General features: G+C 73.4%; 18 protein-coding genes and 1 tRNA gene. 13 read left to right on the forward strand and 6 right to left on the reverse strand.

The window, feature by feature from the left end:
* Nucleotides 1-183: 183 nt before the first annotated feature.
* Entirely contained in the window at nucleotides 184-1,332 is a 1,149-nt protein-coding gene (gene corA, locus TPA0908_RS02120; protein ID WP_281934138.1) for a magnesium/cobalt transporter CorA, read from the forward strand.
* A 100-nt stretch (nucleotides 1,333-1,432) separates the two neighbouring features.
* Here corA and TPA0908_RS02125 read toward each other — a convergent pair whose 3' ends face one another.
* A complete protein-coding gene (locus TPA0908_RS02125; protein WP_281934140.1) occupies nucleotides 1,433-2,254 on the reverse strand; it encodes a hypothetical protein in 822 nt (273 codons plus the stop codon).
* Nucleotides 2,255-2,338: 84 nt separating this feature from the next.
* Here TPA0908_RS02125 and TPA0908_RS02130 point away from each other — a divergent pair, with 84 nt between their 5' ends.
* Together TPA0908_RS02130 and TPA0908_RS02135 are read left to right on the forward strand one after the other, a co-directional pair.
* Nucleotides 2,339-2,869 (forward strand): peptidylprolyl isomerase, encoded by a 531-nt coding sequence (locus TPA0908_RS02130; protein ID WP_107156502.1) that lies wholly within the window; start codon nucleotides 2,339-2,341, stop codon nucleotides 2,867-2,869.
* A 25-nt stretch (nucleotides 2,870-2,894) separates the two neighbouring features.
* Nucleotides 2,895-3,836: a rhomboid family intramembrane serine protease gene (locus tag TPA0908_RS02135; RefSeq protein ID WP_281934142.1), complete on the forward strand. Its 942-nt coding sequence runs from the start codon at nucleotides 2,895-2,897 to the stop codon at nucleotides 3,834-3,836.
* 37 nt (nucleotides 3,837-3,873) lie between these two features.
* On the opposite strand, the gene TPA0908_RS02140 is transcribed toward TPA0908_RS02135, so the two are convergent.
* Nucleotides 3,874-4,308, reverse strand: coding sequence for a PH domain-containing protein (locus TPA0908_RS02140; protein ID WP_281934143.1), 435 nt, complete (start codon nucleotides 4,306-4,308; stop codon nucleotides 3,874-3,876).
* Nucleotides 4,309-4,420: 112 nt separating this feature from the next.
* Here TPA0908_RS02140 and TPA0908_RS02145 point away from each other — a divergent pair, with 112 nt between their 5' ends.
* The 6 genes from TPA0908_RS02145 (at nucleotide 4,421) to TPA0908_RS02170 (ending at nucleotide 9,855) form a co-directional block, all read left to right on the forward strand.
* The gene (locus TPA0908_RS02145; protein WP_281934145.1) at nucleotides 4,421-5,593 is read left to right on the forward strand and encodes a thiolase family protein; all 1,173 of its coding nucleotides are present in this window, start codon (nucleotides 4,421-4,423) and stop codon (nucleotides 5,591-5,593) included.
* Between the two features lie 70 nt (nucleotides 5,594-5,663).
* Nucleotides 5,664-6,176 (forward strand): hypothetical protein, encoded by a 513-nt coding sequence (locus TPA0908_RS02150; RefSeq protein ID WP_281934147.1) that lies wholly within the window; start codon nucleotides 5,664-5,666, stop codon nucleotides 6,174-6,176.
* Between the two features lie 69 nt (nucleotides 6,177-6,245).
* Nucleotides 6,246-6,938 carry a response regulator transcription factor gene (locus TPA0908_RS02155; RefSeq protein ID WP_107156506.1) on the forward strand — a complete coding sequence of 231 codons (693 nt, stop codon included), beginning with the start codon at nucleotides 6,246-6,248 and terminating at the stop codon, nucleotides 6,936-6,938.
* The gene (locus tag TPA0908_RS02160) at nucleotides 6,931-8,379 is read left to right on the forward strand and encodes a sensor histidine kinase (RefSeq protein WP_281934149.1); all 1,449 of its coding nucleotides are present in this window, start codon (nucleotides 6,931-6,933) and stop codon (nucleotides 8,377-8,379) included. The genes TPA0908_RS02155 and TPA0908_RS02160 overlap by 8 nt, the downstream gene beginning before the upstream one ends.
* A 56-nt stretch (nucleotides 8,380-8,435) precedes the next feature.
* Complete coding sequence (locus TPA0908_RS02165; RefSeq protein WP_281934150.1) at nucleotides 8,436-9,068, forward strand: hypothetical protein; 633 nt, start codon at nucleotides 8,436-8,438, stop codon at nucleotides 9,066-9,068.
* 79 nt (nucleotides 9,069-9,147) lie between these two features.
* On the forward strand, nucleotides 9,148-9,855 hold the full coding sequence (locus TPA0908_RS02170; RefSeq protein ID WP_281934151.1) for a glycosyltransferase family 2 protein: 708 nt from the start codon (nucleotides 9,148-9,150) through the stop codon (nucleotides 9,853-9,855).
* 48 nt (nucleotides 9,856-9,903) lie between these two features.
* Here TPA0908_RS02170 and TPA0908_RS02175 read toward each other — a convergent pair whose 3' ends face one another.
* Nucleotides 9,904-10,782 carry a transketolase family protein gene (locus TPA0908_RS02175; RefSeq protein ID WP_281934643.1) on the reverse strand — a complete coding sequence of 293 codons (879 nt, stop codon included), beginning with the start codon at nucleotides 10,780-10,782 and terminating at the stop codon, nucleotides 9,904-9,906.
* Between the two features lie 8 nt (nucleotides 10,783-10,790).
* A complete protein-coding gene (locus TPA0908_RS02180; protein WP_281934152.1) occupies nucleotides 10,791-11,474 on the reverse strand; it encodes a transketolase in 684 nt (227 codons plus the stop codon).
* A gap of 46 nt (nucleotides 11,475-11,520) precedes the next feature.
* Between TPA0908_RS02180 and soxR the strand changes: the two genes are divergently transcribed.
* Nucleotides 11,521-11,973, forward strand: a complete 453-nt coding sequence (soxR, locus tag TPA0908_RS02185) for a redox-sensitive transcriptional activator SoxR (protein ID WP_281934154.1) — start codon at nucleotides 11,521-11,523, stop codon at nucleotides 11,971-11,973.
* A 3-nt stretch (nucleotides 11,974-11,976) separates the two neighbouring features.
* On the opposite strand, the gene TPA0908_RS02190 is transcribed toward soxR, so the two are convergent.
* On the reverse strand, nucleotides 11,977-12,951 hold the full coding sequence (locus TPA0908_RS02190; RefSeq protein WP_281934156.1) for an NAD(P)H-quinone oxidoreductase: 975 nt from the start codon (nucleotides 12,949-12,951) through the stop codon (nucleotides 11,977-11,979).
* Nucleotides 12,952-13,022: 71 nt separating this feature from the next.
* Here TPA0908_RS02190 and TPA0908_RS02195 point away from each other — a divergent pair.
* Both TPA0908_RS02195 and TPA0908_RS02200 read left to right on the forward strand, forming a co-directional pair.
* Nucleotides 13,023-13,109: transfer RNA gene (locus tag TPA0908_RS02195), tRNA-Ser, on the forward strand.
* 71 nt (nucleotides 13,110-13,180) lie between these two features.
* Complete coding sequence (locus tag TPA0908_RS02200) at nucleotides 13,181-13,714, forward strand: YbhB/YbcL family Raf kinase inhibitor-like protein (RefSeq protein ID WP_281934158.1); 534 nt, start codon at nucleotides 13,181-13,183, stop codon at nucleotides 13,712-13,714.
* An 87-nt stretch (nucleotides 13,715-13,801) separates the two neighbouring features.
* Here the strand turns inward: TPA0908_RS02200 and TPA0908_RS02205 are convergent, their stop codons facing one another.
* Complete coding sequence (locus tag TPA0908_RS02205) at nucleotides 13,802-14,506, reverse strand: class I SAM-dependent methyltransferase (RefSeq protein ID WP_107156514.1); 705 nt, start codon at nucleotides 14,504-14,506, stop codon at nucleotides 13,802-13,804.
* A gap of 208 nt (nucleotides 14,507-14,714) precedes the next feature.
* Between TPA0908_RS02205 and TPA0908_RS02210 the strand changes: the two genes are divergently transcribed.
* A complete protein-coding gene (locus TPA0908_RS02210) occupies nucleotides 14,715-16,484 on the forward strand; it encodes a hypothetical protein (protein ID WP_281934161.1) in 1,770 nt (589 codons plus the stop codon).
* Nucleotides 16,485-16,488: the final 4 nt, after the last annotated feature.

Genomic DNA, 16,488 nt, shown 5'->3' on the forward strand with positions numbered 1-16,488 from the left:
GCGATCGGCCCCGGATCGCGACGCCGCCAGCATCACTCCCGCCCCCAAGGGTGCCGGGTGGGCCGTGTCGCCCCTCACCCCCCTGACGCGGCCGGCCCGCCCGGCACCGCACCGCGGGCCGCCCGCCCCCGCCTACGAGCGGCGTAACCTGCAAGCCGCAGCTTCGTGGAGAGGGGGCGAGAGATGACGGACCGGGTGGCACGCGACCGCACCGACGGCCAGTACGGCGACCGGCCGCCCCGGCCACGTGCCTGGGCGGCGCCGGTACGCGCCATGTCCCGCATCCTCAACGCCGACGGCTCCCCGCGAGCGCCCCAGCCGACCCGTCCCGGGCGCAGCGGCATCGTCGACTGCGGGCTCTACGTCGACGGCGAGCGCCGACCCGGCCGCCCGCAGTACGCGGAGGCCCTGGCCGCCGCCCGCCGCGAGCGGGACGGCTTCGTCTGGCTCGGCCTGCACGAGCCCGACCTGGCCGAGATGACCGAGATCGCCGCCACGTTCGGCCTGCACGAGCTGGCCGTGGAGGACGCGGTCAAGGCCGAGCAGCGCCCGAAGCTGGAGCACTTCGGCGAGATCGTCTTTCTGGTGCTGCGGACCGCCCGCTACTGCGAGCACACCGAGCTGACCGAGAACTCCGAGGTGGTGGAGACCGGCCAGGTGATGCTCTTCATCGGGCCGAACTTCGTGATCAGCGTGCGGCACGGGGACGCCTGCCGGCTGTCGCCGGTCCGCGCCGACCTGGAGGCGAAGCGCGACCTGCTGCGGCAGGGGCCGTGGGCGGTCGCCTACGCGATCACCGACCGGGTGGTCGACCTCTACCTGGAGGTCGCCGACCGGCTGGAGGACGACCTCGACGTGCTGGAGGCGGACGTCTTCGACCGGCAGAGCAGCGGCCGGATCCAGCGGATCTACCAGATGAAGCGGGAACTGGTCGAGTTCAAGCGGGCGGTGGTGCCGTTGCAGCGCCCGCTGATGACGCTCACCTCCCAGGTCAACCGCGCGGTGCCGCAGGAGGTGCGGCGCTACTTCCGCGACGTGCAGGACCACCTCAGCCGAACCGTCGAGCAGGTGAACTCGTACGACGACCTGCTCAACTCGATCCTCCAGGCCCGGCTGGCCCAGGTCACCGTCGACCAGAACAACGACATGCGCAAGATCGCCGCCTGGGCCGCCATCGGTGCGGTGTGGACCGCGATCGCCGGCATCTACGGCATGAACTTCCAGAACATGCCCGAGCTGACCTGGACGTACGGCTATCCGGGCGTGTGGGCGGTCAACCTGACGCTGTCGTTCGTCCTCTACCGCTGGTTCCGCCGCAACGGCTGGTTGTGACCGGCGACACCCACCCGGCACGGTAGGCCGGGCATGCGAAAGCGCCGGCCACGCGGGACGTGCCCGCGCGCCGGCGCTGTTCCGACAGCTCGAACCGCGCTCAGCGGCGACCGCTGGCCCTGGCCGCGCTCCGGCCGTTCTGGACGGCCTTGGTGATGTCGTCGGCCGGCCGGCCGGAGACGTCCCGGGCGCCCTCGGCGACGGAGGGAACCTGGCTGGTCGGGTGGATCACCGGGTCGGGGCCGGGCGTGGTGGTCGAGGCGCTGCTGCCGTCGGCCACCGCCGAGCTGCCGGCGCCGGCCGGGCCGGCCTGGGTCACCTTCGCGCTGGCGTCCGGGGTCTCCACCACGATCGTGTCCACGTCCTCCCGCATCGGCTCCAACGTGTCCTGACCGGTCGGGCCGAGCGTGCCGGTCGGGTCGTACTCGGCCCACTCCTGCTGCTCGCGGCGACGGCGCATGGCCATCGCCCCGGCCAGGCCGGCGACGGTGCCGGCCACCAGCAGGCCGGCGGTCATGCCCCGCGACCTGCGCTGCTTCTTCTTTCCAGGCTTCATGCTCTTCGCCTTCTTCGTCATCGCGGACTGCTTCGCCGCCACGGCCCGACGACCGGTGCGCGCCTTGCCCGCCGCCTCGGTCCGGGCGCTGCGCACGGCCAGGAGCACCGGGGCGAGCGCGGCGGCGCTCGACGCGACGCCGCTGGACGCCCGGTCCCGGACCATGACCGCGGTCGGCGCGACGGCGACCCGGGCTGCCTGGACCCGCGGGCCGACCGTGGCCCCGGCACCCTTCGCCGCGTGCGAGGCGGCCTGCCTCAGGTGACCGATGCCCTGGTTCAGCTCGGCCTTGGCGAGCTGGCCCTGGGTCTTTCGCCGCCCGATTCCAAACACGGTCCCACCTCCTGGGAGTTGTTCCTTCGTCATCCTCCACCTTCGGATGCCTCCGCATGGCCAGATCGGGCACATGGGAGGATCCGCAAGGAACTGACCAACGAGTGAGGAGTACCCGTGGCCGAGGCTGTCTACGCCACCTTGCACACCAACGCCGGCCCGATCCGGCTGGAGCTCTTCCCGAACCACGCGCCGAAGACCGTCCGCAACTTCGTGGAGCTGGCCGAGGGCAACCGGGAGTACATCGACCCGCGTACCGGTCAGCCGGGCAGCGGGCCGTACTACGACGGCACCATCTCGCACCGGGTGATCAGCGGTTTCATGATCCAGATGGGCGACCCGACCGGCACCGGGCGCGGTGGCCCGGGTTACAAGTTCGACGACGAGTTCCACCCGGAGCTGCGCTTCGACCGGCCGTACCTGCTGGCGATGGCGAACGCGGGGCCGGGCACGAACGGCTCGCAGTTCTTCATCACGGTGGGGCCGACGCCGCACCTGAACAACCGGCACACCATCTTCGGCCAGGTCGCCGACGAGCAGTCGGTGAAGGTCGTCGACTCGATCGCGAACACCCCGACCGGGCCGAGCGACCGGCCGATCCAGGACGTGGTGATCGAGCGGGTCGAGATCGAGCGGCAGCAGTCCTGACCGTCGCGCGGGTACCTTTGCTCGCATGACTGAGCGCTCCGGGCAGGCAGGCGACGCCACCGAGGGGCCGGTGCCGACCACTCCGGTCTGCTACCGGCATCCCGATCGGGAGACGTACCTCCGGTGCACCCGCTGCGACCGGCCGATCTGTCCCGAGTGCATGCGCGACGCCTCCGTCGGCCACCAGTGCCCGGAGTGCGTCGCCGAGGGACGCCGCAGCGTGCGGCCGGCGCGTACCGCCTTCGGAGGCGGTGCCGCCGGCCGCCAGGGCTACGTGACGAAGGCCCTCATCGCGCTGAACGTGCTGGCCATGGTGATCTCCGTCGTGTCGGCCCGGAGCGGGAACGCGATCGCCGGCGGCGGTCTCGGCGGCCTGATGGGCGGCGGGACGCCGCTGACCGAGTGGGGCGCGGTGCTGGGGCTGGCCGCCTTCCCGGACGGGACCATCGGCGGGGTGGCCGACGGCGAGTGGTACCGGCTGGTCACCGCCATGTTCCTGCACTACGGCGTGCTGCACCTGCTGCTCAACATGTGGGCGCTCTGGGTGCTCGGCCGGACGCTGGAGGCGGTGCTCGGGCCGCTGCGCTTCCTGGCGCTCTATCTGCTCGCCGGGCTCGGCGGCAACGTGGCCGCCTACGTCTTCACCGAGCCGAACCGGTTCACGGCTGGCGCGTCGACCGCCATCTTCGGCCTGTTCGCCGCGATCTTCGTGATCATGCGCCGGCTGGGTCGGGACACCTCGGCGATCGTGCCGATCCTGGTGATCAACCTGATCTTCACGTTCACCGTGCCGAGCATCTCGGTGGCCGGGCACCTCGGCGGCCTGGTGGTCGGTGCCGTGACGGCGCTGGTCCTGGCGTACGCGCCGCGGATGCGCCGGACCGTGTTCCAGACGGCGGGTTGCGCGATCGTGCTGGTGGCCCTGATCGGCCTGGCCCTCGTCCGCACCGCCGCGCTGACCGGCTGATCCGGCCCGCTCCCGCGCGAACCGGCGCGGGGCCTCGTCAGCGGGCGGCGGCGCGGGCGGCGGTGAGCGTGGCGGCCACCTCTTCCAGCGGCGCGTCCAGGTCGCGGCGGCCGAACAGGTGCAGCGACTCCCCGGCGTCGATCTCCAGCGTCTCGGCGGTGACCCCGCGTCGGCTGCGTCGGTCCAGCCGGATCGCCTCCACCGCGGCCCACGGCAGCCGGCGTCGGCCGGCGTACCCGCGGATCACGGTGAGGCCCTCGGGGTCGACGGCGAGCCGGACCGGCGCGACGAGGTCGCGCAGCGCCCACGCGAGCAGCGCGGCGGCGAGCGAGCCGGCGAGCGCCGGGCGGACCGGGTCGCCGTCGGCGAGCGCCAGGCCCAGGGCGATCAGGGCGAGCGCGCCGAGCGCCTTGACCACCGGCAGCGCCCGGGGCACGCGCCACTGCCGGACCGGTGGCGGCTGTGGATCCATCCGCCCAGCATGCCAGCGGCCGGGGCCGTCCGGCACGCCCGGAAAGTCGAGGAGGGACGACGGTCAGGTCAGCACGTAGTATTGGGTCAAGCGAGGTTACCGGGGAGTAGACATGAGTGACGCGGTCATCGTCGGCGCGGTGCGGACCCCGGTCGGGCGGCGCAAGGGCAGCCTCGCCGGTGTGCACCCGGTCGACCTCTCGGCACACGTGCTGCGCGCCCTGGCCGAGCGCACCGGCATCGACCCGGGTCAGGTCGACGACGTGGTGTGGGGCTGCGTGTCGCAGGTGGGCGAGCAGTCCTGGAACGTGGCCCGCAACGCCGTGCTGGCGGCCGGCTGGCCCGAGTCCGTGCCCGGCACCACGCTCGACCGGCAGTGCGGGTCGAGCCAGCAGGCGCTGCACTTCGCCGCCGCCACCGTGCTCTCCGGCCAGGCCGACCTGGTCGTCGCCGGTGGCGTCGAGTCGATGACCCGGGTGCCGATGGGCTCCAGCGTGGCCGGCGGGATGCCGTTCAGCCCGGCGATCCTGGCCCGCTACCGCGGCGCCGAGGGCGTCGCCGAGGATTCGCCGCTGCCGTTCAACCAGGGCGTCGGCGCCGAGCTGATCGCCGAGCGGTGGCGCTTCTCGCGCACCCAGCTCGACGAGTTCGCGCTGGCCAGCCACGAGAAGGCGGCGGCCGCGCAGGACGCCGGCGCGTTCGAGCCGGAGCTGGCCCCGGTGGTGCTCGCCGACGGCGGCAAGTTCACCGCCGACGAGGGCATCCGCCGGGACACCACGCTGGCCAAGCTCGGCGAACTGAAGACCCCGTTTCGCGCCGACGGGGTGGTCACCGCCGGCTCCGCGTCGCAGATCTCCGACGGCGCCGCCGCGCTGGCGGTGACCACCGCCGAATGGGCCAGCCGGCACGGCCTGCGCCCGCTGGCCCGGGTGCACACCGCGGTGGTGGCCGCCGACGATCCGGTCGCCATGCTCACCGCCCCCATCCCGGCCACCGCGAAGGCGCTGCGCCGCGCGGGGCTGGGCATCGAGGAGATCGGGGTGTACGAGGTGAACGAGGCGTTCGCCCCGGTGCCGCTGGCCTGGCTGGCCGAGACCGAGGCGGACCCGGAGCGCCTCAACCCCCGGGGCGGCGCGATCGCGCTGGGTCACCCGCTCGGCGGGTCCGGCGCGCGGATCATGACGACGATGCTCCAGCACATGCGGGACAACGGCATCCGCTACGGCCTGCAGACCATGTGCGAGGGCGGCGGCATGGCCAACGCCACCATCGTCGAACTGCTCTGAGAGCGGGTGGAAGTTCCAGAAATCCAGGGTGACCCATGTCACTACGGGTCAACCGCTCGTTGCACCCGACATGGACGTGTTCTCCCGAACGTTCCTCCCGGCGGCGGCCGAGACCGGCCTGGCCACCCAGACCGCCACCCGCCACATGCCGGTGTTCCGGCGCTGCGTCGGCTCCGGTGACGCCACCATCCTGGTCACCCGGTGCAGCCGTCCGAACCACCCGGTCGGCGGCGAATACCTGATGCTCCTCACCCATCGCCGGCTGGTGGTGACCCGGCAGACCCGGTTGCTGCACCGGCTGCGCCTGCACCTCAACACCGAGCTGCGGGAGCTGAGCAACGTCACCTGGAGCCCGGACCCGCGGGCGCACAGCCTGGAGCTGGCGGCCACCGCCATCGACGGCGTCCGCGAACGCTTCCTCATCCGCACCCACCACCCGAAGCAGGTGTGGCAGCTCGACGCGCTGCTCCACCACGCCTTCCGCACCCGGCTGCGGACCCCGGCGGAACGGCTGGTCGCGACCATCGGTGACGCGCCGTCCGGCCCCCGGCCCGCCGTGTTCCGCCCGGCGTCGGCGCGCTGACGTTCTCCTTACCGAACCCGAACATCTCCCGGACCTTCCCGGCGGTCACCGGTCGGTCATCATGGGCCGGTGACCGCCGACACCGCGCAGCGCGGGCTCGTCCTCGTGGTGGAGGACGAGCCGTCCATCGCCGACCTGGTCCGGCTCTACCTGACCCGGGACGGCTTCGGCGTACACCTGGAACGGGACGGCACGGCCGGGTTGGCCGCCGCGCGGCGGCTGCGCCCGGTGGCCTGCGTGCTCGACATCGCGCTGCCCGGCCTGGCCGGCACCGAGATCTGCCGGCGGCTGCGCGCGGCCGGTGACTGGACGCCGGTCATCTTCCTCACCGCCCGCGACGACGAGGTGGACCGCGTGGTCGGCCTGGAGTTGGGCGCGGACGATTACGTCACCAAGCCGTTCAGCCCCCGGGAGCTGGTCGCCCGGGTCCGCGCGGTGCTGCGCCGCAGCGCCGGCACGCCGGCCACCGCCGAACAGCCGCGCGTGCTCGGCCCGGTCACGCTCGACCCGGCCCGCCGGGCGGTGACCGTCGGCGGGGCGCCGGTGCAGCTCACCTCCACCGAGTTCGACCTGCTCGCCCACCTGATGGCCCGTCCCGGCCGGGTGTTCACCCGGGAGGAGCTGCTGGCCGGCGTCTGGGGGTACGCGGCGCACGCCGGCACCCGGACCGTGGACGTGCACGTGGCGCAGGTCCGGGCGAAGCTCGGCCCGGCCAGCGTGATCCGCACCCACCGCGGCGTCGGGTACGCGGCCGATGCCTGACCAGCCCACCGTGGCGCTGCCGGTGATCCGGACCCGGCCCGCAGAACCGCCCGCCCGCCGTTGGCCGGGCCACACGCTCACCGCCCGCGCGGTGCTCGTCACCTGTGCGGTGGCGCTGGTGTCGGTGCTGGTCACCGCGCTGGTGGCGGTGCCGTTGGCGGTACGCGGCGCGGAACGCCGGGACCAGGACGCGCTGGCCGCCCAGGCCCGGCTCGCCGCCGACGTGCTGCGCGTCCGCGCGGTACGCCAGCGCGACGGCGCCGGGGACCGGCTCATCCGGCAGCTCCGCCAGCAGCAGATCGACGTGTACCTGGTCCGCGACGGCCGGGCCGACCGGAGTGGCCTGCCCGCGCCGCTGGTCGCCCGGGTGGCCGCCGGCGGCAACGTCTCCGGCCGGCGGCTCGTCGACGGGGAACGCCGGCTCGTCGAGGCACGGGCGCTGCCCGGCGGCGACGGGGTGGTGCTCACCCGCGCCGCCACCGCCGGCCCCTGGCGGCAGGTGCTGCGCGGGCTCTGGCTGCCGCTGCTCGCCGGGCTCGCCGCCGGGGCGGTCGCCGGGCTGCTGCTGGCCCGCCGGCTGGCCCGACCGATCCGCGTCGCGGCCACCGCCGCCGCCCGGCTCCGCGCCGGGGACCGGGCGGTCCGGGTGCCGGTCGAGCCGCCCGACGAGGTGGCCGACCTGGCGTACGCGCTCAACGGGCTGGCCGCCGCGCTGGCCACCAGCGAGGGCCGGCAGCGTGAGTTCCTGCTCTCCGTCTCGCACGAGTTGCGGACGCCGCTCACCGCCATCCGGGGCTACGCCGAGGCGCTGGCCGACGGCGTGCTCGACGCGGACGCGGTGCCGGCGACCGGGCGTACCGTGCTGGCCGAGGCCGAGCATCTGGACCGGCTGGTCAGCGACCTGTTGGCGCTGGCCCGGCTGGAGGCGGCCGACTTCCCGCTGGAACCGGTGCGGGTGGACCTGACCCGGCTCGCCGCCGACGTGGAGCGCACCTGGTCGGACCGGTGCACGGCGGTCGGGGTGCCGTTCCGGGTGGAGACGCCGGGCGGGCCGGTGCCGGCGTACACCGATCCGGGCCGGATCCGGCAGGTGGTGGACGGGCTGTTGGAGAACGCGCTACGGGTCGTACCCCCGGGGGCGCCGGTGGTGCTCGCGGTCCGGCCCGCCGGCGCGGACCCGGCGGCCGGCGGGGTCCTGGAGGTCCGCGACGGCGGGCCCGGCTTCACCGACGACGACCTGGCGGTGGCGTTCGAGCGGGGCGCGTTGCACCAGCGCTACCGGGGGGTGCGCAAGGTGGGCAGCGGGCTGGGGCTGGCGCTCGCCGCCGGGCTGGTGCGCCGGCTGGGCGGCGACATCGCCGCCGGGCACGCGCCGGAGGGCGGCGCGGCGTTCACGGTCCGGCTGCCCGGAGATCCTTACCTGGCTCGAACATCGGCCTGACGGTCCGCTCGCGCCGGTGCGGAACGCTGACGTCACCACCGACGAGAGGAACACCGATGGCACGTCAGCGAATCGTCACCGGAGCCACCGCGCTGCTCACCGCCGCGGCGCTCGGCCTGGCCGGGTGCGGCGCGGCGCGGACCGGCGCCGACGCGGCCCGGGAGACCGCGGTCGAGGTGGCCGCCGCCATGGGCACCGACGGGCAGGCCCTGGCCGCGCTCGGCGTCGACCCGGCCGACCTGGACGTCGATCCGGTCGCGGCGCCCGCCCCGTCGGCCTCCGGCACGCCGGCGGCGCAGGGCGGCTCCGGCTCGCCGGACGAGCAGGCCGGACCGGACCGCAAGGGGGACCGGGCGCAGGACTGGCGCAAGCGGCACCGGGCCCGGGTGCTGCTGCGCAAGAACCGGCTGCACGGCGAGGTCGTGGTGCAGACCAAGGAGAACGGGACGAAGACGGTAGCCGTCCAGCGCGGTGAGGTGACCGCGGTCGACGCGAAGTCGATGACCGTGAAGTCCGCCGACGGCTTCACCATGACCTGGACGTTCGGCGAGAAGCTGCGGGTGGTCGAGCGCCGCGCGACGATCCAGGCGAACGAGATCAAGGTCGGTACGACGGTCGGCGTGGCCGGCGCCAAGGAGGGGGACAAGGGGGTCGCCCGGCTGGTCGTGGTGCCGCTCCGCCAGGAGTAAGGTGGGCGGGCTGTCGTGACCTCAGGAATCTGCCAGGCTACGCTATGCCCCGACCTGCCGTCACCTCCATGGAGAACCCGTGAAGCTTTCGATCCTCATGCCGGTCTACAACGAGGAAGAACGCATCGCGGACGCCCTCAAGCAGGCGTTGGCGGTGGACTACCCGTGCGAGATCGAGCTGGTCGTCGTGGACGACGGCAGCCGGGACGGCACCGGTGAGGTGCTCGGCCGGGTGGACGACGCCCGGCTGCGGGTGATCACCCACCCACGCAACGCCGGCAAGGGCGCGGCCATCAAGACCGCCGTCGACAACGCCGAGGGTGAATACATGGTCATCCTCGACGCCGACCTGGAGTACGACCCGCAGGACATCCCGCGCCTGCTGCAGCCGGTGCTCGACGGGCACGCCACGGTGGTCTACGGCAATCGCACGTTCGGCAGCCACAGCTCCTACAGCTTCTGGTACGTGATGGGCAACAAGGGCGTCACGCTGGCGGCCAACGTGCTCTACAACTCGTACATCGGCGACCTGGAGACCTGCTTCAAGCTGATGCCGCTGGCGCTCTACCGCTCGCTCCAGGTGCGCTCCCGGGGCTTCGGCATGGAGGCCGAGGTCACCGGCAAGCTGCTCCGCCAGCGCATCCGCCCCTACGAGGTGCCGATCAGCTACCGCGCCCGGGGCCGCGAAGAGGGCAAGAAGATCACCTGGAAGGACGGCGTCGAGGCGATCTGGATCCTGGCCCGCGAGCGCGCCCGCCGCCGCCCGGTCGGTCCCGCCACGCGCTGACCCGACGAACCGGAACCCCGCACCCCGGCGGTGCGGGGTTCCTTCGCGTCACGCGTCGAGGAATGCGTCGACGGAACGGCGCAGCCCGGCCGCGTCCAGCCCGTGCCATCGGTCGTGGTCCGCCGGCCCGCCGTAGCGGCGCAGCTCCGCCCGGCTGACGCCGAGGGCGAGCAGCCGGTGCGGCCGGTCGGCCAGCGCGTCGGACACCACCCGGGTGGACGTGCCGGCCAGGTACGGCTCGACCAGGATCACCTCGCCGCCGGCCAGCGCCCGCAGCCCGGCCGTGTCGAACGGCCGGGGCCGGTGGGTGAACGCCACCGTGACCGGCCGGTCCGCCACCGCGTGCAGCGCCGCGTCCAGCACCGGCCCGACCGCCACCAGCAGCGGCGCGCCCGGCCCGGCGTCCCGGACCACCCGTAGGTCACCCGCCTCCGGGTACGCGGACGCGTTGCCCCGGGTGGAGAGCCGCAGGTACGCCGGGCCGGTCCCGCACACCACGTCCCGCAGCAGCGGTCGCACCTCGTCCGGGTGGCCCGGCACGTGCACGGTCCACCCGTCGAGCGTGTCCATCAGGCTCACGTCAGCCGGCGCGAGGTGGGTCCGACCGGCCGCCGCCCGGTCGTACGAGGTGCCGATGCTGACCAGCACCGCCCCGACCCCCTGGTGGTCGAGGTCCAGCTTGATCTGCTCGTACGCCCGCTCGACGAGGAACGGGGCGTAGCTGTGCACGATCGGCCGCTGCCCGGTCAACGCCAGCCCGCCGGCCACCCCGATCATGAGCTGCTCCCGGATCCCGACGTTTACCACCCGGTCCGGGTAGCGGACGGCGGCCGGGGCGAACGCGGCGGCAGAGATGTCCGCCAGCACGAGCACGCTCCTCGGGTCCGCCAGCACCTCCTCGGCGCCGGTCACGAACGCGTCCCGCATGGTCATGGTCACTCCCCGTCGGTGACGGCCGCGACGACGACGTGCGGCCGGTGGTGGTCGTGCCCGGTCAGGGCGGCGTGCAGGGCGTCGTGGTCGTGGCCGTCCACGGTGGCGGCGGTCCACCCGTTGACGGTGAACCGGCTGGCGGCGCCACCCGGCCAGCCGTGCGTGGCGGAGCGGTTGTCCACCACGATCGCGGTCAGGTTGGCCAGGCCGGTCGCGCCGGCGTACGCGATCGCCTCGTGGTTGGCGCCCTCGTCCAGTTCGGCGTCGCCGAGCAGCACGTACACCCGGGGGAGGGTGCGGCCCTGGGCCCGCATGCCGAGCGCGGTGCCCACGCCCAGCCCGAGCCCGTGGCCGAGCGACCCGGAACCGATCTCCACACCCGGCACCAGCGTCCGATCCGGGTGGTCGCCGAGCCGGCTGGCCGGCCCGCCCTGGTCGTCCAGCCACTCGACCGGCACGAAGCCCCGCGCGGCGAGCAGCGCGTAGTAGCCGGCGACCGCGTGCCCCTTGGAGAGCAGGAACCGGTCCCGGTCGGGGTCGGCCACGGTCGCCGGGGTGATCCGGAGCACCCGGTCGTAGAGCACCTGGAGCACGTCCAGCGTCGAGTACACGTTCGCGCCGAAATCGCGGCCGGCGCGGACCCGCTCCAGCAGCGCGGCCAGCTCGGTGGCGGTGGTCGTCGTCATGCCGATAGCCTCGAACCTCAACCGAACTTCACCTCAAGGTCCTGTGATGCACGAGGCAACGCTCACCATCGGCCAGCTCGCCGAGCGCAGCGGCGTGGCACCCTCCGCGCTGCGCTACTACGAGCGGCTCGGCCTGATCCACGCCGCCCGCACCGGCGGCAACCAGCGCCGCTACGCCCGCACCGAGCTGCGTCGGGTGGCCTTCGTCCGGATCTCCCAGCAGGTCGGCGTCTCGCTGGACGAGATCCGGGAGGCGTTGGACTCGCTGCCCGCCGGCCGCACACCCACCCCGGAGGACTGGGCGGCGCTCTCCCGGGGCTGGCGGGCGCGGCTGGACGAGCGGATCCGACTGCTCGGCAAGCTCCGTGACGACCTGGACGGCTGCATCGGCTGCGGCTGCCTGTCGTTGCAGCGCTGCACGCTCTACAACCCCGGCGACTCGCTGGCCGCCGAGGGCCCCGGCGCGCGCCTGGTGCTCCCGCGCGCCGACCCGGGCTGAGCGTCACCGCACCAGCAGCACCTTGCCCAGGTGGTCGCTCGTCTCCACCAGCCGGTGCGCGTCGGCGGCGTCCGCCAAGCCCACCCGGGCGTGCACCACCGGCCGGACCCGGCCGGCCGCCACCAGCGGCCACACCTGCTCGCGTACGCCCCGGACGATCGCCGCCTTCTCGGTGAGCGGGCGGGAGCGCAGCGCGGTGGCGTGCACCGAGGCCCGCTTCGCCAGCAGCATCCCGAGGTCGAGTTCGCCCTTGCGCCCGCCCTGCATGCCGATCACCACGAGCCGGCCGCCGGTCGCCAGCGCCGCCACGTTCCGGGGCAGGTAGGAAGCGCCCATGATGTCCAGGATCACGTCCGCGCCGCGCCCGTCGGTGACCCGGCGGACCTCCTCGACGAAGTCCTGCTCCCGGTAGTCGACGGTGTGCGCGGCGCCCAGCTCGCGCAGCCGCTCGTGCTTGGCCGCCCGCGCGGTCGCCACCACCGTCGCGCCCAGCGCCACCCCGAGCTGGATCGCGAACGTGCCGATGCCGCTGCCGCCACCGTGCACCAGCAACGTGTCCCCCTCGGCCAGCCCGGCCAGGTCCACCACGTTCGACCACACCGTGCAGGCCACCTCCGGCAGCGCGGCGGCGTCGACCAGGTCCACCCCGTCCGGCACCGGCAGCAACTGCCCGGCCGGCACGGCGACCTGCTCGGCGTACCCGCCGCCGGTCAGCAACGCGCAGACCTCCTGGCCCACCGACCAGCCGGTCACGTCGGGACCGAGCGCGCGGACCGTCCCCGAGCACTCCAACCCGGGGTACGCGGACGCGCCCGGCGGCGGCGGGTAGTGCCCCTGCCGTTGCAGCAGGTCGGCCCGGTTGACGGCGCTGGCCCGCACCTCGACGACCACCTCACCGGGGCCGGGTTCGGGGTCGGGGACCTCCGCCCAGACGAGTGCCTCGGGTCCGCCGGGTTCCGTGATCGTGACAGCGCGCATGGCTCAGTCTTACCCGATGCGCCGTTCGTGGCAGACTAGGCGCGGTCGCGTACCCCTCGGGGAGCGCGCCGGGAGGGTTCGCCTAGTGGCCGATGGCGCTGGTCTTGAAAACCGGTAAGGCAGCGATGTCTTCGTGGGTTCGAATCCCACACCCTCCGCCGCCGTAATCGCCCGTAGCGGGGTAAGAAGGGGCGCAGAACATTTCGCGCACCCGGAAGGACCCGTTTCGATGACCCTGGAACGACCGATCGCCCCGGACCCGTACGAGCTGCTGCCGACCGTGCCGTCGTTCGACCTGACCAGCGACGACGTGCACAACGGCGAGCCGATGGACGCGCGGTACGCGCACGGCAGCGCCGGTGGTGGGAACGTCTCGCCGCACCTGTCCTGGTCGGGCTTCCCGGCGGAGACGAAGAGCTTCGTGGTCACCTGCTTCGACCCGGACGCGCCGACCGGCAGCGGGTTCTGGCACTGGGTGCTGGTGAACGTGCCCGCCTCGGTCACCGAGCTGCCGGCCGCGGTGCGGGAGGCCGACCTCGGTGGCGTGTTCAGCATCCGCAACGACTACGGTGACACCGGCTACGGCGGTGCCGCGCCGCCGCCGGGGGACCGTCCGCACCGGTACGTCTTCGCGGTGCACGCGGTCGACGTGGAGCGTCTGGACGTGGGCAAGGAGGCGAGCCCGGCCTTCGTCGGCTTCAACCTCGCGTTCCACACCCTGGCCCGCGCGGTGATCCGCCCCACCTACCAGGTCAAGGACTGACCGAGGTGTAAGGAGGGGCCCCTTCTTAACACGTAGGTGTGAGAAGGGGCCCCATCTATACCTGAGGCGTTAAGAGGGGGCCCCGCCTCACACCCGGGCCACGGCGAAGACGGACTGGCCGAACGGGGGGCGGATACGCTGCTCGGCGGCCTTGGTGGCGGGCAGCACCAGCGTGTCGTAGACCTTCACCATCGGGCCCTCCTTCGGCATCAGCCGGAAGACCTTGGTGGCCATGAAGTAGCCGATCAGGCCGAGCGCGTTCGCGTAGTGGATCTTCTCCACGGTGAGGCCGGCGTCGGTCATCGCGGTGGCGAGCGTCTTCTTGGTGTAGCGCCGCACGTGGCCGGTCGCGATGTCGGCGGGGCCCATGGCGAACTGGAACGCCGGCACGATGATGATCACCGCGCCGCCGGGCCGGACCAGGTCGCGCATGCTGCGCAGCGCGCCCACGTGGTCGTCGATGTGCTCCAGCACGTTGTACGACACGGCGGCGCTGTAGTCGCCCCGCTCGGTGTGCGGCAACAGCATCTGCCGGACCTCGACGCCGGGGTGCTCGGACAGCCGCTCCTTGAGCTTGACCAGCCGGTCCGGGTCGGCCTCGGTGGCCGTGATGCGGGGGATGTGCTCGGACCACGCGAGTGCGTAGTCGCCGAGGCCGCTGCCGATCTCGATGGGGTTGTCACCGAGGTAGGGCACGGCCAGTTCGACGAACCACCGCCGGTGGTTGACCGCCGTGGCCAGGCCTTCGAGCACCTCCGCCTGGACGCGCTGATCCCCAGTGATTTCTGCCATGCGTCGATTCCTCACGATATGACTGACCCGCGCCTGGACCGTTCAGAGTCAACCATCTGAATGGCCGGCGGGAAAATCGGGGCACCGCGCTGGCCGAATTGCGGTCGGGTGGGGCACGTGATCGGCGGTCGGCGAACCCGGCACATAGTACGCGAGTCCCAGGAATATGTCACCTGGCCGTCATACAATGACTACGCTCTGAAATGTCATGACTACTCCCCAGCCGGGCGTGGACCCACGGCGAGGACGGTGGACCGACGCCCTCGCCGTGCTGAGCTTCGTGCTGCTCGCGCTCTGGGTGACCGCCCGGCTCTGGATCGATCCGGCCAACGGCGTACGGGACAATCGCACCGACCAGGCGCAGTTCGAATGGATGATGGCACACGGTGCGCGCGTGGTCACTCATTTCGCCTATCCGTTCACCTCGGATCGGATGAATGTGCCGGACGCCGTCAATCTCATGGGGAACACGTCCGTATTATCCGTTTCCTTGCCCCTGTCGCCGATAACGGTGTGGTTCGGGCCGCGATGGTCGTTCCTCGTTTTTCTCACGCTCGGTCTGGCCGCCACCGGCGCCGCCTGGTATTTCCTGCTCTCCCGGGTGGTCGTCGGCGCCCGGGGGCCGGCCTGGCTGGGCGCCGGCTTCTGCGCGTTCGCGCCGGCCATGGTGTCGCACGCGAACGCCCACCCCAACATCGTCAGCCAGTTCGTGGTGCCGCTGATCGTCTGGCGGACGCTCCGGCTGGCGCAGCCCGGCCGCTGGCTGCGCAACGGGTCACTGCTCGGCCTGGTGATCGTCTGGCAGGCGTTCCTCAACCTGGAGATCCTGCTGATGACCGCGCTCGGCCTGGGTGGCGTGGTGCTGGCGCTCGTGCTCGGCCGGCCCGCGCTGCGGTCGGCGGCCCGGCCGTTCGCGGCCGGGCTCGGGGTGGCCGCCGTCGTGGCCGGGGCGCTGCTCGCGTACCCGCTGCGCGTGCAGTTCGCCGGCCCCGGCGCGTACTCCGGGCTCTCCACGCTGATCCGGGGCTACTCCACCGACCTCGCCGCCTACCTGGCCTGGTCCCGGGAGTCGGTGGCCGGCGACGCCCGGGGCAGCGCGCCGCTGGTCAAGAACGCCACCGAGGAGAACGCGTTCTTCGGCTGGCCGCTCGTGGTGCTGGTGGTCGCGCTGGTCTGGTGGCTGCGCCGGGACGCGCTGGTGCTCGGGCTGGCCGCGGTCGCCGTGGTGTTCGGTCTCTTCTCGCTCGGCCGGGACATCCGGTTCGACGGGCGGGAGACCGGCATCCCCGGGCCGTGGGCCGCGCTGGAGAACCTGCCGGTCCTGCACGCGGTGGTGCCCACCCGCTGGTCGCTCGCGCTCACCCCGATCATCGGCGTGCTGCTCGCGCTCGGCGTCGAACGGGTCCGGCGGCTGGCCAACCGGCACCCGGCCGCCCGAGGACAGCTCCGGTTCGCCACCGGCACCGTGCTCGCCATGGCGCTGCTGCCGATCCTGCCCACCCCGCTGCCCGCGACGCGGCTGGACCCGACCCCGGCGTTCGTCACCTCCGGGGCGTGGCGGCCCTACGTGGCGGGTGGGCGGAGCATCGTCACGCTCCCGCTGCCCGACACCACCTACGCGGTCCCGCTGCGCTGGTCCGCCGAGACCCGGCTGGACATGCCGCTGGCCCGGGGCTACTTCCTCTATCCGGACACCCGACCGGGCGCCGACCGGGTCGCGCTCTTCACCGCGCCGCCGCGCCCCACCAGCACGTTCTTCGAGACGGTACGGCGTACCGACGCGGTGCCGCCGATCACTCCGCAGGACCGGGTGGCCGCCGTGGACGACCTGCGTCACTGGCGGGCCGGGGCGGTGATCCTCGACCCCCGGCTGCGGCCGGCCGAGTCGCTGCGCCGGGCGATGACCGAGCTGACCGGGATCGCTCCGACGCGTACCGGCGGGGTCTGGCTGTGGGACGTGCGCCCGCTCGTCGACTGACCGA

It is taken from the genome of Micromonospora sp. AKA38, assembly GCF_027925725.1.
Taxonomy (GTDB): domain Bacteria; phylum Actinomycetota; class Actinomycetes; order Mycobacteriales; family Micromonosporaceae; genus Micromonospora.